The 14,641-nt window shown below is 66.0% G+C and carries 12 protein-coding genes; 7 read left to right on the top strand and 5 right to left on the bottom strand.

The window, feature by feature from the left end:
* Positions 1-53 precede the first annotated feature (53 nt).
* Positions 54-695: a deoxynucleoside kinase gene (locus LDO41_RS20930; protein ID WP_223991687.1), complete on the top strand. Its 642-nt coding sequence runs from the start codon at positions 54-56 to the stop codon at positions 693-695.
* Between the two features lie 14 nt (positions 696-709).
* Positions 710-1,531: a 3-methyl-2-oxobutanoate hydroxymethyltransferase gene (panB, locus tag LDO41_RS20925; RefSeq protein WP_223991685.1), complete on the top strand. Its 822-nt coding sequence runs from the start codon at positions 710-712 to the stop codon at positions 1,529-1,531.
* Between the two features lie 58 nt (positions 1,532-1,589).
* On the opposite strand, the gene LDO41_RS20920 is transcribed toward panB, so the two are convergent.
* From LDO41_RS20920 to LDO41_RS20905, 4 genes are all read right to left on the bottom strand, one after another.
* The gene (locus tag LDO41_RS20920) at positions 1,590-3,464 is read right to left on the bottom strand and encodes a chorismate-binding protein (RefSeq protein WP_377741086.1); all 1,875 of its coding nucleotides are present in this window, start codon (positions 3,462-3,464) and stop codon (positions 1,590-1,592) included.
* A 52-nt stretch (positions 3,465-3,516) separates the two neighbouring features.
* Entirely contained in the window at positions 3,517-4,656 is a 1,140-nt protein-coding gene (dnaJ, locus tag LDO41_RS20915) for a molecular chaperone DnaJ (RefSeq protein WP_223991683.1), read from the bottom strand.
* 140 nt (positions 4,657-4,796) lie between these two features.
* Complete coding sequence (gene dnaK / locus LDO41_RS20910; RefSeq protein ID WP_223991682.1) at positions 4,797-6,752, bottom strand: molecular chaperone DnaK; 1,956 nt, start codon at positions 6,750-6,752, stop codon at positions 4,797-4,799.
* Between the two features lie 184 nt (positions 6,753-6,936).
* Positions 6,937-7,491, bottom strand: coding sequence for a cob(I)yrinic acid a,c-diamide adenosyltransferase (locus LDO41_RS20905; protein ID WP_223991681.1), 555 nt, complete (start codon positions 7,489-7,491; stop codon positions 6,937-6,939).
* Between the two features lie 116 nt (positions 7,492-7,607).
* On the opposite strand from LDO41_RS20905, the gene LDO41_RS20900 reads away from it, so the two are divergent.
* The 5 genes from LDO41_RS20900 (at position 7,608) to glcF (ending at position 14,068) form a co-directional block, all read left to right on the top strand.
* The gene (locus tag LDO41_RS20900; RefSeq protein ID WP_223991680.1) at positions 7,608-9,026 is read left to right on the top strand and encodes an FAD-binding oxidoreductase; all 1,419 of its coding nucleotides are present in this window, start codon (positions 7,608-7,610) and stop codon (positions 9,024-9,026) included.
* 1 nt (position 9,027) lies between these two features.
* Positions 9,028-9,918: a LysR substrate-binding domain-containing protein gene (locus tag LDO41_RS20895; RefSeq protein ID WP_223991678.1), complete on the top strand. Its 891-nt coding sequence runs from the start codon at positions 9,028-9,030 to the stop codon at positions 9,916-9,918.
* Between the two features lie 205 nt (positions 9,919-10,123).
* Entirely contained in the window at positions 10,124-11,638 is a 1,515-nt protein-coding gene (locus LDO41_RS20890; protein WP_223991676.1) for an FAD-linked oxidase C-terminal domain-containing protein, read from the top strand.
* Positions 11,639-11,696: 58 nt separating this feature from the next.
* Positions 11,697-12,791 carry a glycolate oxidase subunit GlcE gene (glcE, locus tag LDO41_RS20885; RefSeq protein ID WP_223991675.1) on the top strand — a complete coding sequence of 365 codons (1,095 nt, stop codon included), beginning with the start codon at positions 11,697-11,699 and terminating at the stop codon, positions 12,789-12,791.
* A 23-nt stretch (positions 12,792-12,814) separates the two neighbouring features.
* Positions 12,815-14,068: a glycolate oxidase subunit GlcF gene (gene glcF, locus LDO41_RS20880; protein ID WP_223991673.1), complete on the top strand. Its 1,254-nt coding sequence runs from the start codon at positions 12,815-12,817 to the stop codon at positions 14,066-14,068.
* Positions 14,069-14,080: 12 nt separating this feature from the next.
* Here glcF and LDO41_RS20875 read toward each other — a convergent pair whose 3' ends face one another.
* Positions 14,081-14,575, bottom strand: a complete 495-nt coding sequence (locus LDO41_RS20875; RefSeq protein ID WP_223992082.1) for a glutathione peroxidase — start codon at positions 14,573-14,575, stop codon at positions 14,081-14,083.
* Positions 14,576-14,641 lie beyond the last annotated feature (66 nt).

The raw sequence follows: 14,641 nt of genomic DNA, 5'->3' as shown, positions 1-14,641 counted from the left end.
CGCGCGGGCCTCCTGCTGATGTAGCTGATATCGCCGATCACGCGCGCCGCCTCATGCTCGATCATCTCCGCCGCATCGTCATCGAAGGTCCCGTCGGTTCCGGCAAAAGCGCGCTGGCGCAACGGCTGGCACGCGCGCTGGCGGCCAACGAGCTGCCAGACGGCGCACGGCGCAGTCCCTTTCTCGAACGTTTCTATCGCGAGCCGCAGCGTTATGCGCTGCCGATGCAGCTGTCGTGCCTCAACGCACGCGTGCAGCAGCTCGAACACTGGCACGCGGCGCTGCTGGCCACGCAACGCATGGTCACGAACTTCCTGTACGAGCGCGATCGCCTGTACGCGGCGCTGACGCTCGAGGCCGACGAACTGGCGCTCTACGACGCGCTGGCCGCGCGCATGACACCGCGCGCGCAGCGGGCGGACCTCGTGATCATGCTGCAGGCCACGCCATCGCTGCTACGCGAGCGCATTGCGCGGCGCGGGCTGCCGGGCGAGTCGCATGTCGATGAAGCGTATCTGCAGCGGCTCGTCGATGCGTATGGCGAACTGTTCCATCGCTATGATGAGGCGCCGGTGATGATCGTCGATACCGCGCATTTCAACCCGGTGGACAATGACGACGATTTCCGTACACTAGTGTCGCGCATCGAAACCATGCGGGGCCGCAGGGCCTTCCTGAATTTCGCGGCGCGATAACAATACGGATTCCCATGAGCTACCTCCTCGACCCCTCCCGCAAGACCGTCACGATTCCCAAGCTGCAGGCGATGCGCGATGCCGGCGAAAAGATCGTCATGCTGACCGCGTACGACTCGAGCTTTGCCGCGCTGCTCGATTACTGCGGCGTGGAGGTGATACTGGTCGGTGACTCGCTCGGCAACGTGATACAGGGCCAGCAGACCACGCTACCCGTCACGCTGGCGCACATGGTGTATCACACCGAATGCGTGGCGCGCGCCAACCAGACCGCGCTGCTGATGTCCGATCTGCCGTTCGGCACCTATGCCACGCCGGAGGCCGCGTACGCGAGCGCGGTGGAGCTGATGCGCGCGGGCGCGCAGATGGTCAAGATCGAAGGCGGCGAATGGCTGGCGCCAACGGTTCGTTTTCTCGTCGAGCGCAGCATTCCGGTGTGCGCGCATATCGGGCTCACGCCGCAATCGGTGCATGCGCTCGGTGGCTTCAAGGTGCAAGGCAAGACCGACGAGAGCGCGGCGCAGTTGAAGCGCGACGCGGTGGCGCTGCAGGAAGCCGGCGCGCAGATCGTGCTGATGGAAGCGGTGCCTGCCGCGCTCGCGGCCATCGTGACGTCGCTGCTCAAGGTGCCGACCATCGGCATCGGCGCAGGGGTCGATTGCACGGGCCAGGTGCTGGTGCTGCAGGACATGATCAACGTCTATCCGGGCCGCAAGGCGAAGTTCGTGCGCAACTTCATGGAGGGTCAGACCTCGATCGAAGGCGCGGTGCGGGCGTATGTGGCGGCTGTGAAGGATGGGAGTTTTCCGGCGCCGGAGCATACGTTCTCGGCTTAAGGCGTGTGCCCTCACCCCCAGCCCCTCTCCCCGAGGGAGAGGGGAGCAAACCTAAACCCTACGCCAGCACAGCGGCCATCGCGCCGCGCAGCGCATTGCACACCACTAGCTGCTGCGCACGCGCGAGCATCGCGCGCGTGATGGTGGCCTCGCGCACGGGGCCATCGAGTAGTGGGTCGCCATGCGCGAGCATGTGCGCGCGCATCACGCCCGGCAGGATGTCCGCCGAGAGCGGTGGCGTCAGCCATTCGCCGTCGATCTTCACGAACACTGAACTACGCCCGCCTTCGAGCAACTCGTCGCGCGTGTTGAAGAACAGGCGGTCGAACGCGCCGTGGCGTTCGGCGGCCTGCCAGCCGGCGTCATAGACCGCGCGCGCGCTGGTCTTGTAGCGGCGTAGCGGATCGGCGTCTGGCAATGGCTCGGGCGCGCAATCGATCGACACTGGCTGCGTCAGTGGCACGAGTGCCCCGCTGGCAAACGCGAGCACACCGGCCTTGTTCACACTCACACGCAAACGCCAGTCGCCCTTGCCGAGCCGCGCAGCCTCGGCCTCCACCGCTGCAGTCGCCGCGGCCGCATCGAACGTAAAGCCGAATGCCGCCGCCGATTGCGCAAGGCGCGCGAGATGCCGTTCCTGCGCCAGACACACACCATCGCGCGCATGCATGGTTTCGAACAGCGTGAAGCCGGGATCGTGCGCGGTCAGGAAGCGCGCTTTCCACTCGCATTCGAGGTATTCGTCGCTGGCCACGCTGTCGTGCACGATGCCGCCGCCGACGCCCATCTCTCCCGCACGCAGGCCATCCGCGCCCATCGCGCCGAGCACGAGGGTGCGGATCGCCACCGACATCGCAAAAGCACCGTCGGCGTCGAGCCAGCCGATCGCACCGGTGTACAGACCGCGCGGCGACGATTCGAGCGCGGCGATGATCTCCATGGTTCGCCGCTTCGGCGCACCAGTGATCGAGCCGCAGGGGAACAGCGCCGCCATCAGATCGCTGAAGCGCGTGCCAGCGCGCGCCTCGGCTGTGACCGTCGACGTCATTTGCAGCACGCGACCGAACGGTGTCACCGCGAACAGCTCGGGCACCCTGACGCTGCCCGGCACCGCGATGCGGCCCAGATCGTTGCGCAGCAGATCGACGATCATCACGTTCTCGGCCCGGTTCTTCGGATCCGCGGCCAACGTCCGCGCAGCTTGCGCGTCGCGTTCGGCATCGCCACTGCGCGGAGCAGTCCCTTTCATCGGGCGCGCGAGCAGCTGACCACCACCATCGTGCACGACGAACAGTTCGGGCGACAACGACGACACCCACCGGTCGCCGGGCAGATGCGCGAGCACACCGTATGGCACCGGCTGCGCGGCACGCAACGCGGCGTGCAGCGTCACGGGATCGCCGAACATCGAGATGCGCAGACGCTGTGTGAAATTGACCTGATAGGTGTCGCCGGACGCGATCCAATCGTGGATGCGCGCGATGCCATCGGCGTAGGTCAGCCATGGCGTGTCGCTATGCACGTCGAGCACGCCGGCGGGGGCGGCGCTGGCCGTCGCCGCCAGCCATGCGCCGACATCCCGCGCCGACATCCGCCGCAGCGTACGGAACCACTGCACGCGCAGCGCGCCGTCGTGGAACGGCAGCGCGTTGCCGACATGTACGGGCGCGTCGACAAGCGCGCCACCGAACTCATACGGTGCGAACAACGTCGCATGCAGGCCTTCGGCCCATCCCGCGCTCAGCAGCGCATCGAGCGCGTGCACGTCGCCACCACACGCCACGACGTCCTCGCGTACGAAGTCCGTGTAGAGACGCGACACCGCATCCCCTGCGGGCGCGGTGGCATCGTCGAGCAGTACGAACGGGAAACGGGAAGGGGGCGGGAGCGAGGAAGACAAAGGGGGCAAAGGCAATGCGCGATGACGAAACATTATCGCGCATCGCCCCCCATACGAAAAAGGCCGGACAATGTCCGGCCTTCGATCAGCTAAAGAAGCTCTTCACTTTGTCCAGCCACGATTGCTCCTGCGGGCTATGGCGCGAACCGCCCTCGTGAACCGAGCGATCGAACTGGCGCAGCAGTTCCTTTTGCGACTCGGTCAGCTTGACCGGCGTTTCGACGACCACATGGACGTAGAGGTCACCGGGGTAGCCCGAACGCACGCCCTTGATGCCCTTGCTGCGTAGCCGGAACGTCTTGCCCGCCTGCGTGCCTTCGGGCACCGGGAACGTCGCGCGGCCGCTTAGGGTCGGCACCTCGATATCGCCGCCCAGTGCCGCGGTGGCAAACGAGATTGGCATCTGGCAGTGCAGGTCATCACCGTCACGCTCGAACACCGGGTGCGGCTTGATATGGACTTCGACGTACAGATCGCCCGGCGGGCCACCGTTGATGCCCGGCTCGCCGTTGCCCGACGAACGGATGCGCATGCCTTCGTCGATGCCGGCCGGAATCTTGACCTCGAGCGTCTTCTGCGACTTCAGCTTGCCCTGGCCGTGGCACTTGGTACACGGCTTCGGGATGAACTTGCCGCTGCCGTGGCACTTCGGGCAGGTCTGCTGCATCGTGAAGAAGCCCTGCGACACGCGCACCTGGCCGATGCCGTTGCAGGTCGGGCAGGTCTCGACCGACGAACCCGGTTCCGCGCCGTTGCCGTGGCAGTGCTCGCACTCGTCCCAGTGCGGGACGCGGATCTGCGCCTCGTGACCATGCGCGGCCTGCTCGAGCGAGATCTCCATGCTGTAGCGCAGATCGGTGCCGCGATACACCTGCGGTCCGTTGCCGCGACGCGCGCCGCCGGCAGCCTGCTGACCGAAGATGTCGCCAAAGATATCGCCGAACGCCTCGGCAAAGCCTCCGTAACCCTGCTGGCCGCCGAAGCCGCCGGCCATATTGGGGTCCACGCCCGCGTGGCCATACTGGTCGTATGCGGCCTTCTTGTCCGCGTCAGACAGCATCTCGTAGGCCTCTTTGGCCTCCTTGAATTTGTCTTCGGAGTCCTTGCTGTCCGGATTGCGGTCCGGGTGATACTTCATCGCGAGCTTGCGATAAGCCTTCTTGATCTCTTCATCGCTCGCGTTCTTGCCTACCCCGAGCACTTCGTAGTAATCACGTTTTGCCATGGTGGCTCTTACCTGATAAATAAGCAAAAAAGCCGAGCGCGGCATCCGAGTGCGGTTTTCACCGCGAACTTCGGATCTCCGTCGCCCGGCGTCGGGTCGGGGGCGGCGCCGGCATCACCCGCGCCGCCGCCCGTTCCCGCTTACTTCTTGTCGTTGACTTCCTTGAATTCGGCGTCCACGACATTGTCGTCCTGCGGATGCGCTTGCTGCTGCGCGCCCGCGGCACCGGCCGCGCCTGCTGCCCCGGCGGCACCTGCTTCGCCAGCCTGGGCCTGCATCTCGGCGTAGACCTTCTCGCCAAGCTTCTGGGCCGCTTCAGACAGCGCCGTCACCTTGGTGTCGATTTCCGCCTTGTCGCCGCCACGAGCCGCTTCTTCGAGTTCGCGGATCGCGGTCTCGATCTTTTCCTTCTCGCCGGCCTCGAGCTTGTCGCCATGCTCGGTCAGCGCCTTGCGGGTCGAGTGCACCAGGCCATCGGCCTGATTGCGGGCATCGGCCAGCTCGCGCGCCTTCTTGTCTTCCTCGGCGTTGGCCTCGGCGTCCTTCACCATGCGCTGGATCTCGTCTTCCGACAGTCCCGAATTCGCCTTGATGGTGATTCGGTTTTCCTTGCCGGTCGCCTTGTCCTTGGCGCCCACATGCAGGATGCCGTTCGCGTCGATGTCGAACGACACCTCGATCTGCGGCGTGCCGCGCGCTGCCGGCGGAATGCCCTCGAGGTTGAACTCGCCCAGCAGCTTGTTGCCGGTCGCCATTTCACGCTCGCCCTGGTAGACCTTGATGGTCACCGCGGGCTGGTTGTCGTCGGCGGTCGAGAACACCTGCGCGTGCTTGGTCGGGATGGTCGTGTTCTTGGTGATCATCTTGGTCATCACGCCACCAAGCGTTTCGATACCCAGCGACAGCGGCGACACGTCCAGCAGCAGCACGTCCTTGCGGTCGCCCGACAGCACGGCACCCTGAATCGCGGCACCGACGGCCACGGCTTCATCGGGGTTCACGTCCTTGCGCGCTTCCTTGCCGAAGAACTCCTTGACCTGTTCCTGCACCTTGGGCATGCGGGTCATGCCGCCGACCAGGATCACGTCGTCGATATCGCCCACGCGCACGCCAGCGTCCTTGATCGCAATACGGCACGGCTCGATCGTACGGGCAACCAGTTCCTCGACCAGCGCTTCGAACTTGGCGCGCGTGATCTTCAGGTTCAAGTGCTTCGGACCCGAGGCATCGGCCGTGATGTACGGCAGATTGATTTCGGTCTGCTGCGTGCTCGACAGTTCGATCTTGGCCTTTTCGGCGGCTTCCTTCAGGCGTTGCAGCGCGAGCACGTCCTTCGACAGATCGACGCCTTGTTCCTTCTTGAACTCGCCGATGATGTAGTCGATCAGGCGTTGGTCGAAGTCTTCACCGCCGAGGAACGTGTCGCCGTTGGTCGACAGCACTTCGAACTGCTTCTCGCCGTCCACGTCGGCGATCTCGATGATCGAGATGTCGAACGTGCCGCCGCCGAGGTCATACACGGCGATCTTGCGGTCGCCCTTCTCGTTCTTGTCCATGCCGAACGCCAGCGCGGCCGCGGTCGGCTCGTTGATGATGCGCTTGACGTCGAGACCGGCGATACGGCCGGCATCCTTGGTGGCCTGGCGCTGCGAATCGTTGAAGTACGCAGGCACCGTGATCACCGCCTCGGTTACCGGCTCGCCCAGGTAGTCCTCGGCGGTCTTCTTCATCTTGCGCAGCACTTCAGCCGACACCTGCGGCGGCGCCAGCTTCTGGTCGCGCACGCCGACCCATGCGTCGCCGTTGTCGGCCTTGACGATGGCGTACGGCATCAGGCCGATGTCCTTCTGGACTTCCTTCTCTTCGAACTTGCGGCCAATCAGGCGTTTCACGGCATACAGCGTGTTGCGCGGATTGGTCACGGCCTGACGCTTGGCCGGCGCGCCGACCAGGATTTCGCCGTCTTCGATGTAAGCGATGATCGAAGGCGTGGTACGCGCGCCTTCGGAATTCTCGATGACCTTGGGGGTGTTGCCCTCAAGCACCGAAACGCAGCTATTGGTGGTACCCAAGTCGATACCGATGATCTTACCCATTCTGTTCTCTCCTATTGAGCCCCGCGCTCAGTGGGGGGCTGCAATTCAACCTGAGTGCGAAATGTGGCCGTCCGGGGGCATTTCAAGGGCCAAACCGACATTTCCGAGTAATTTTCTCGGTTAATGCCGTTTCATCACTTCCCGTGCCCCGCCCCGCCGGCAATTGCCAAAATGCGCCGTATTATCAACTTTTTCGCTCTCGCTGCCACAAAACATCCGTGCCGCCCGCCGCGCGGTTCAGCACGCGTGCCAGCACGAACAGCAGATCGGACAACCGGTTCAGATACTGGCGCGGCGCTTCGTTGAGCGCCTCGGTCGCGCCGAGTGCCACCAGCGCGCGCTCGGCGCGCCGGCACACGGTACGGCAGACGTGGGCGCTTGCCGCGGCGCGCGCGCCGCCTGGCAGGATGAACTCCGCCAGGCGCGGCAGCGCGCCATTGTAATGTTCCAGCCACGTGTCGAGTTGCGCGACCTGCTCGGACTTGAGCAGGGTGTAGCCTGGAATCGACAGTTCGCCGCCCAGGTCGAACAGATCGTGCTGCACCGCGAGCAGTGCATCGCGCACATCGGCCGGTACCCCGGGCTCGGTCAGCAGCACGCCGATATGCGAGTTGAGTTCGTCCACGTCGCCGATGGCGGCGATGCGCAGGCTGTTCTTGCCGGTGCGGCTGCCGTCGCCCAGCCCGGTGGTGCCGGCGTCCCCGGTACGCGTCGCGATCTTCGACAGGCGGTTGCCCATGCGGTCTCCTTGTAGTTCGATGCGCATTATGGCGCCGCATGGGCATGGCAGGAAGCCGCGCGCGGCGGCGGGCGTAGAATGACGGCATTCCAAGAAGCCCGCCGGAGACGCTCGTCATGAATCACCCCACCCCTGCCGCCGCGCTCGCGCGCCGACCGCTGCCGGAGATCGTCGCGCAGACGCTGGCCGCGCGTTTCGGCGACCGCTTCACCACGTCGGCCGGCGTGCGCGAGCATCACGGTCGCGACGAGTCGCCGTTTCCGCCCGAGCCGCCCGACGCCGTGGTGTTCGTCCATACCACCGAAGAGGTGGCGGAGGTCGCGCGCCTGTGCAACGCGCACGCGGTGCCGCTGATCCCCTATGGCGCGGGTTCGTCGCTCGAGGGCCATCTGCTGGCCGTGGCCGGTGGCATCAGCCTGGACCTGTCACAGATGAACCGCGTGCTCGCGGTCCATGCCGAAGACCTGAGCGCCACCGTGCAGACCGGCGTGCTGCGCAAGCAGCTGAATCAGGAGATCAAGGACACCGGATTGTTCTTCCCGATCGATCCGGGTGCCGATGCGTCGATCGGCGGCATGTGCGCCACGCGCGCGTCGGGGACCAACGCGGTGCGCTACGGCACGATGCGCGAGAACGTGCTGGCGCTAACGGTGGTTACCGCCGACGGCCGCGTGATCCGCACCGGCACGCAGGCGCGCAAATCGTCCGCTGGCTATGACCTGACCCGCCTGTTCGTCGGTAGCGAAGGCACGCTCGGCATCATCACCGAGGTAACGGTGCGCCTGTATCCGCAGCCCGAGGCGATCTCCGCGGCGGTGTGCGCGTTCCCGAGCATGGGCGACGCGGTGCGCGCGACCATCGAGACCATTCAGCTGGGCGTGCCGGTGGCGCGCGTCGAGTTTGTCGATGCCCTCGCCATTCGCGCGATCAACCGGCACGACGCCATGACCATGGCCGAGACGCCGCATCTGTTCTTCGAATTCCACGGTACCGAGGCCAGCGTGCGCGAGCAGGCCGAGACCGTGCAGCAGATTGTCGCCGAGCACGGCGGCCAGGGCTTCGAGTGGGCCACGCGCCCCGAAGATCGCAGCCGGCTCTGGAATGCGCGCCACACCGCGTTCTTCGCGATGCTGCAGCTGAAGCCCGGCTGCAAATCGGTGACCACCGACGTGTGTGTGCCGATCTCGCGCCTGGCCGAATGCGTGACCGAGACCGAGCAGGACCTCAACGCCTCCGCCCTGCCGTGCCCGATCGTCGGCCATGTCGGCGACGGCAACTTCCACGTGGCCATCCTCGTCGATCCCGCCAAACCCGAGGAGATGGCCGAGGCCGAGTCCATCAACCGCCGCATCGTCGAGCGCGCGCTGGCCATGGGCGGTACCTGCACCGGCGAGCACGGTGTGGGGCTGCACAAGAAAGCGTTCCTCGTGCAGGAACATGGCGAGGATGCACTCGACGTCATGCGCGCGATCAAGGATGCGCTCGACCCGAACCACATCCTCAACCCCGGCAAGATCTTCAGCGCGGCGCGCTAGCATGGCCTCCGTCTTCCATCGCGTCCCGCCGCTGCACCTGCTGATCGCCTTCGAGGCGGCCGCGCGTCTGGGCAGCTTCGCGCGCGCGGCCGAGGAGCTCTCGGTGACGCCGAGCGCCGTGTCGCACCGCATCAAGAATCTCGAGGAGCTGTGGGGCGAAGACCTGTTCGTGCGCTCCAACGCGGCGCTGCGGCTGACCGCGGCCGGCGCGCGCTACCAGCGCAACGTGCAGGACGCGCTCAAGTCGCTCAACGAACTCGCGCGGCCCGAGTACAACAAGCTGCGCACGCGCCTGCGCGTGGCCATTCCGCCCACGTTCGGGCGTCAGCATCTGGTGCCGCGCCTGCCCGAGTTCGGCGCGCTCTATCCGCATATCGACCTCGAGCTGCATCTGGCGATTCCGTTCCTCGACGTCAAGGCCGAGGACACCGACGTGGAGGTGCGCTACGGCACCGGCCGCTACCCCGACCTGCGCACGACCAAGCTGCTGGTGGAGAACGTGTTCCCCGCATGCGGGCGCGAGTATTACGACCGCATCAACGGGCGCTCGATCACCAAGCCCGCGGACCTGCACAACCTCGTGCTGCTGCGCAGCCCGCTGGAGCCGTGGCGGCCGTGGTTCGAAACCGCCGGCCTCGACTGGCCAGAGCCGCAGGTCGGCCCGCAGTTCAACGACATCGGCCTGCTGCTGGAGGCGATCGCGTCCAATCAGGGCGTGGCGCTCGTGCGCCAGCGCATGGCGCGCCAGTGGCTGGCGGCCGGACAGATGGTCAAGCTGCTCGATATCGAATCCGTGTCGCCGCACGGTTACTACATCGTCGAGCGCGAACAGGCCCCGCTGAAGCCCGAGGCACGCTACTTCGTGGACTGGCTGCTGGGCCTCGAGTGGTAACCGCTCTTCGCGCTCTCCGGGGCGCTGGCGACTAAGCTGGAGAGACGCATACCGGAGCCCGCTCCGGCGTGGCATGAGCAGTTTTGATCGGTCTGCCACGCCGAATTCACGTGGGCAAACGCGCCCGCGGCAGGGGCCCTGCGCTATAGTCAGCGCACTCGGCCGGCCCGTCTTGGCGCGCCAGAAGGTCGCCACAGGAGTTGCCATGAATGCCCCGCAAGACGCTCAATCTCTCGCCCCGGCCGCGCCCGATGCCTCCGCGGAACAACGCCGCGCGGCGTTGCTCGCCGGCCTCGCGCGCATCCTGCCCGACGCCGCGATCCTGTGGAAGTCCGAAGACACCGTCCCGTACGAATGCGACGGGCTCGCGGCCTATCGCCAGGTTCCCGATGCCGTGGTGCTGCCCGATACCGAGGACCAGGTCTGCGAAGTGCTGCGCCTGTGCCATACGCTCGGCGTGCCCGTGGTACCGCGCGGCTCGGGCACGAGCCTGTCCGGCGGCGCGATGCCGATCGCGGGGGGCCTCGTGCTGTCGCTCGCCAAGTTCAAGCGCATCGTCGAACTCGATCCGCGCTCGCGCACGGCCGTGGTCCAGCCCGGCGTGCGCAACCTCGCGATCTCCGAAGCCGCCGCACCGTACAACCTCTATTACGCACCCGACCCGTCGTCGCAGATCGCCTGTTCGATCGGTGGCAATGTCAGCGAGAACTCGGGCGGCGTCCATTGCCTCAAGTACGGCCTGACGGTGCACAACGTGCTGCGCGTGCGCGGCGTGACGATGGAAGGCGACGTCGTGGTGTTCGGCTCCGAAGCGCCCGATGCGCCGGGGCTGGACCTGCTGGCCGCGGTGATCGGCTCCGAAGGCATGCTCGCGGTGGTGACCGAAGTCACGGTACGGCTGATCCCCAAGCCACAACTCGCGCAGGTGATCATGGCGAGCTTCGATGACGTCGAGAAAGGCGGCAATGCCGTCGCCGACGTGATTGCCGCCGGCATCATCCCGGCCGGCCTCGAGATGATGGATCGCCCGGCCACTGCGGCTGTGGAGGAATTCGTGCACGCGGGCTACGACGTCGAGGCCGCCGCGATCCTGCTGTGCGAGTCCGATGGCACGCCCGAGGAAGTGGCTGAAGAAATCGAACGCATGAGCGAGGTGCTGCGTGCCTCCGGCGCGACGCGCATTACGGTGTCGCAAAGCGAAGCCGAACGACTGCGTTTCTGGAGCGGCCGCAAGAATGCGTTTCCGGCCGCGGGCCGCATCTCGCCCGACTACTACTGCATGGACGGCACGATTCCGCGCAAGCATATCGGCACGCTGCTCAAGCGCATCGAGCAGATGGAGCTCAAGTACGGGCTGCGCTGCATCAACGTGTTCCACGCCGGCGACGGCAATATGCATCCGCTGATCCTGTTCAACGGCGAGGACCAGGACGAGTGGCACCGCGCGGAACTGTTCGGCGCGGACATCCTCGAGTCGTGCGTCGAGCTTGGCGGCACGGTCACCGGCGAGCACGGCGTGGGTGTGGAAAAGCTCAACTCGATGTGCGTGCAGTTCTCGCCGTCGGAGCGCGAGGCGTTTTTCGGCGTGAAGGCGGCCTTCGATCCGGCGCGCCTGCTCAATCCCGACAAGGCGATTCCCACGCTGGCGCGTTGCGCCGAGTACGGAAAGATGCACGTACGGCGTGGCCTGCTGCCGCACCCGGACCTGCCGCGATTCTGAGTCGCTGCCGACATCCACAGCAACGACCATAACAACGACCAGAGACACCCCCACCGACATGCAAGCGATTCTCGACGACTTTCGCGGCGCCATCCGCGCCGCCGCCGATGCGCGCACGCCGCTGCGCCTGCGAGGCGGCGGCAGCAAGGATTTCTACGGCCAGGCCCTCGTGGGCAACGTGCTCGACACCACGGCCTACACAGGCATCGTTGACTACGATCCAGCCGAACTCGTGATTACCGCGCGTTGCGGCACGCCGCTGACCGAAATCGAAGCGGCGCTCGCGGACTGCCGCCAGATGCTCGCGTTCGAGCCGCCCCACTTCTGCGCGCCGGGCCGCGCGACATTTGGTGGCGCGGTGGCGGCGGGCCTTTCGGGTCCGCGCCGGCAATCGGCGGGCGCGCTGCGCGACTTCGTGCTGGGCGCACAATTGATGGATGGCCACGGCGAGGTGATGAACTTCGGTGGTCAGGTCATGAAGAACGTGGCCGGCTACGACGTCTCGCGCCTGCTCGCGGGGTCGCTGGGCACGCTCGGCATCATTCTCGAAGTGTCGCTCAAGGTCATGCCGGTGCCGTTCGGCGATGCCACGCTGCGTTTCGAGGTGTCGCAGCAGGAGGCGCTCGAACGCCTGAATACATGGGGCGGCCAGCCGCTGCCGGTGGCGGCTTCGGTCTGGCATGACGGCGTGCTGTCCGTGCGACTGTCAGGCGCCACCGCCGCAATCCGCTCCGCCTGCGAGAAACTGGGCGGCGAACGCGTGCACGAAGCGGAAGCGGTGGCGCTGTGGCACAGCCTGCGCGAGCAATCGCACCCGTTTTTTGCGCCGGTGCAGGACGGTACCGCGCTGTGGCGCATCGCCACGCCGACCACGGCGCCGGTGCTGCCGCTGCCGGGCGCCCAGCTCGTTGAATGGGGCGGCGGGCAACGCTGGTGGCTCGCGCCTGCGGGGGATGACGACAACGCGGCCCAGACCGTCCGCGCGGCCGCGCAGGCGGTGGGCGGCCATGCCACGCTATTCCGTAACGGCGACAAGAACGTAGGCGTGTTCACGCCGCTTGCCTCACCACTGATGGCCATTCATCAACGGCTCAAGGCCACGTTCGACCCGGCCGGCATCTTCAATCCGCAACGCATGTATCCCGGTCTCTGAACCGCTACGCCAAGGTCCCCACCATGCAAACCACCCTGGCCGAATTCCTGCGCAATACGCCCGAGGGCGAGGAAGCCAAATCGATCGTCGGCAAATGCGTGCACTGCGGTTTCTGCACGGCCACCTGCCCGACCTACCAGTTGCTCGGCGATGAACTCGACGGACCGCGCGGCCGTATCTATCTGATGAAGCAGATGCTGGAAGGTCACCCCGTGACCGAATCCACGCGGCTGCACCTCGATCGCTGCCTGACCTGCCGCAATTGCGAATCCACGTGTCCGTCGGGCGTGCGCTACGGCCGTCTGGTCGATATCGGCCGCAAGGTCGTCGATGACGTGCTGGCCGACGCCGGCATCGAGCGTCCCGCGCAGGAACGGTTCAAGCGGTGGGCGCTGCGCGAAAGCCTGACGCGTCCCGCGTTGTTCGGACCCGCCCTGCGCATGGGCCAACTCGTGCGACCGCTGCTGCCGCAGACGCTGCGCAACAAGGTACCGTCGGCGGCGAAGATGGCCGCGCCCGGCAAGTGGCCGTCCACCACGCATGCGCGCAAGATGCTGCTGCTGGAGGGCTGCGTGCAGCCCACGATGTCACCCAATATCAATCCCGCGACGGCGCGCGTGCTGGACCGCCTTGGCGTGCAGACGCTGGTGGCGCGTGAAGCCGGTTGCTGCGGAGCCATCCGCTTCCATACCGGCGATCACGCGGGCGGGCTCGACAACATGCGCGCCAATATCGACGCATGGTGGCCGTACATTCAGGCCGGTGCCGAAGCGATCGTGATGAATGCCTCGGGGTGTGGTGCCATGGTCAAGGACTATGGCCATCTGCTGCGCGACGATCCCGCCTATGCCGAGCGCGCGGCGCGCGTGTCCGAACTCACACGCGACATCTCCGAGATCCTGCCCGCGTTTTCCGACGAATTGCACCGGCTGGCTGGCGCGGTGCCGCGCAGCAATCGCCGTATCGCATGGCACCCGCCGTGCACGCTGCAGCATGGCCAGCAGATTCGCGGCAAGGTGGAGGGCCTGCTGACGGGGCTCGGCATCGAAGTCAAGCTGTGTGCCGACAGCCATCTGTGTTGCGGCTCGGCCGGTACTTATTCGGTGCTGCAACCCGAGCTGTCCTATCGCCTGCGCGACGACAAGCTGAACAAATTGCAGGCGACCTCGCCCGAGACCATTGTTTCCGCCAACATCGGCTGCATCACGCACCTGCAAAGCGGCACCGATACGCCGGTGATGCACTGGGTGGAGCTGGTGGATCGGATGCTGGGGTAACGCTTCACGCGTTCAGGCGCCGGGATCGGCCAGCAAGGTCTCGATGTCGGCGCGGATCTCGTCCGGCTTGGTGGTCGGGGCGTAGCGCTTGAAGACGGTGCCATCGCGGCGCAGCAGGAACTTGGTGAAGTTCCACTTGATGGCCTGCGTGCCGAGCACCCCCGGTTTCTCGGCAGTCAGCCAGCGGTAGAGCGGATGCGCGTCGGCACCGTTGACGTCGATCTTCGCGAACAGCGGGAACGTGACCTGGAAGCGCGATTCGCAGAATGCGCCGATCTGCGCGGCGTCGCCGGGCTCCTGCTTGCCGAACTGGTTGCACGGGAAGCCCAGCACCTCGAAGCCACGCTCGCCGTAGACGTCATGCAGCGTCTGCAGGCCCGTGTATTGCGGCGTGAATCCGCACTCGCTGGCGGTATTGACGATCAGCAGTACCTTGCCACGGTAATCGGACAGCGATACCGGCGCGCCCGTCAGGGCATTCGCTTCGAATTGATAGACGTTACGAATATCGTTGCTCATGAGCGGACTCCTTGATAAGGAGCCGCCAGCATAACGCATCACACCGGCACGGAA

This window comes from Cupriavidus pampae, assembly GCF_914271485.1.
Classification (GTDB): Bacteria; Pseudomonadota; Gammaproteobacteria; order Burkholderiales; family Burkholderiaceae; genus Cupriavidus; species Cupriavidus pampae.
The sequence above is the reverse complement of the archived record's forward strand: the minus strand, read 5'-3'. Positions and strand labels throughout refer to the sequence as shown.

What these genes read in the sequence shown, in the direction of transcription:
- LDO41_RS20930 (WP_223991687.1), top strand. Translation starts at nt 54, where the DNA reads ATGCTCGATCATCTCCGCCGCATCGTCATCGAAGGTCCCGTCGGTTCC.
- LDO41_RS20905 (WP_223991681.1), bottom strand. Translation starts at nt 7,491, where the DNA reads ATGGGCAACCGCCTGTCGAAGATCGCGACGCGTACCGGGGACGCCGGC.
- LDO41_RS20920 (WP_377741086.1), bottom strand. Translation starts at nt 3,464, where the DNA reads ATGTTTCGTCATCGCGCATTGCCTTTGCCCCCTTTGTCTTCCTCGCTC.
- glcE (WP_223991675.1), top strand. Translation starts at nt 11,697, where the DNA reads ATGCAAGCGATTCTCGACGACTTTCGCGGCGCCATCCGCGCCGCCGCC.
- glcF (WP_223991673.1), top strand. Translation starts at nt 12,815, where the DNA reads ATGCAAACCACCCTGGCCGAATTCCTGCGCAATACGCCCGAGGGCGAG.
- dnaK (WP_223991682.1), bottom strand. Translation starts at nt 6,752, where the DNA reads ATGGGTAAGATCATCGGTATCGACTTGGGTACCACCAATAGCTGCGTT.
- LDO41_RS20895 (WP_223991678.1), top strand. Translation starts at nt 9,028, where the DNA reads ATGGCCTCCGTCTTCCATCGCGTCCCGCCGCTGCACCTGCTGATCGCC.
- LDO41_RS20900 (WP_223991680.1), top strand. Translation starts at nt 7,608, where the DNA reads ATGAATCACCCCACCCCTGCCGCCGCGCTCGCGCGCCGACCGCTGCCG.
- LDO41_RS20890 (WP_223991676.1), top strand. Translation starts at nt 10,124, where the DNA reads ATGAATGCCCCGCAAGACGCTCAATCTCTCGCCCCGGCCGCGCCCGAT.
- dnaJ (WP_223991683.1), bottom strand. Translation starts at nt 4,656, where the DNA reads ATGGCAAAACGTGATTACTACGAAGTGCTCGGGGTAGGCAAGAACGCG.
- panB (WP_223991685.1), top strand. Translation starts at nt 710, where the DNA reads ATGAGCTACCTCCTCGACCCCTCCCGCAAGACCGTCACGATTCCCAAG.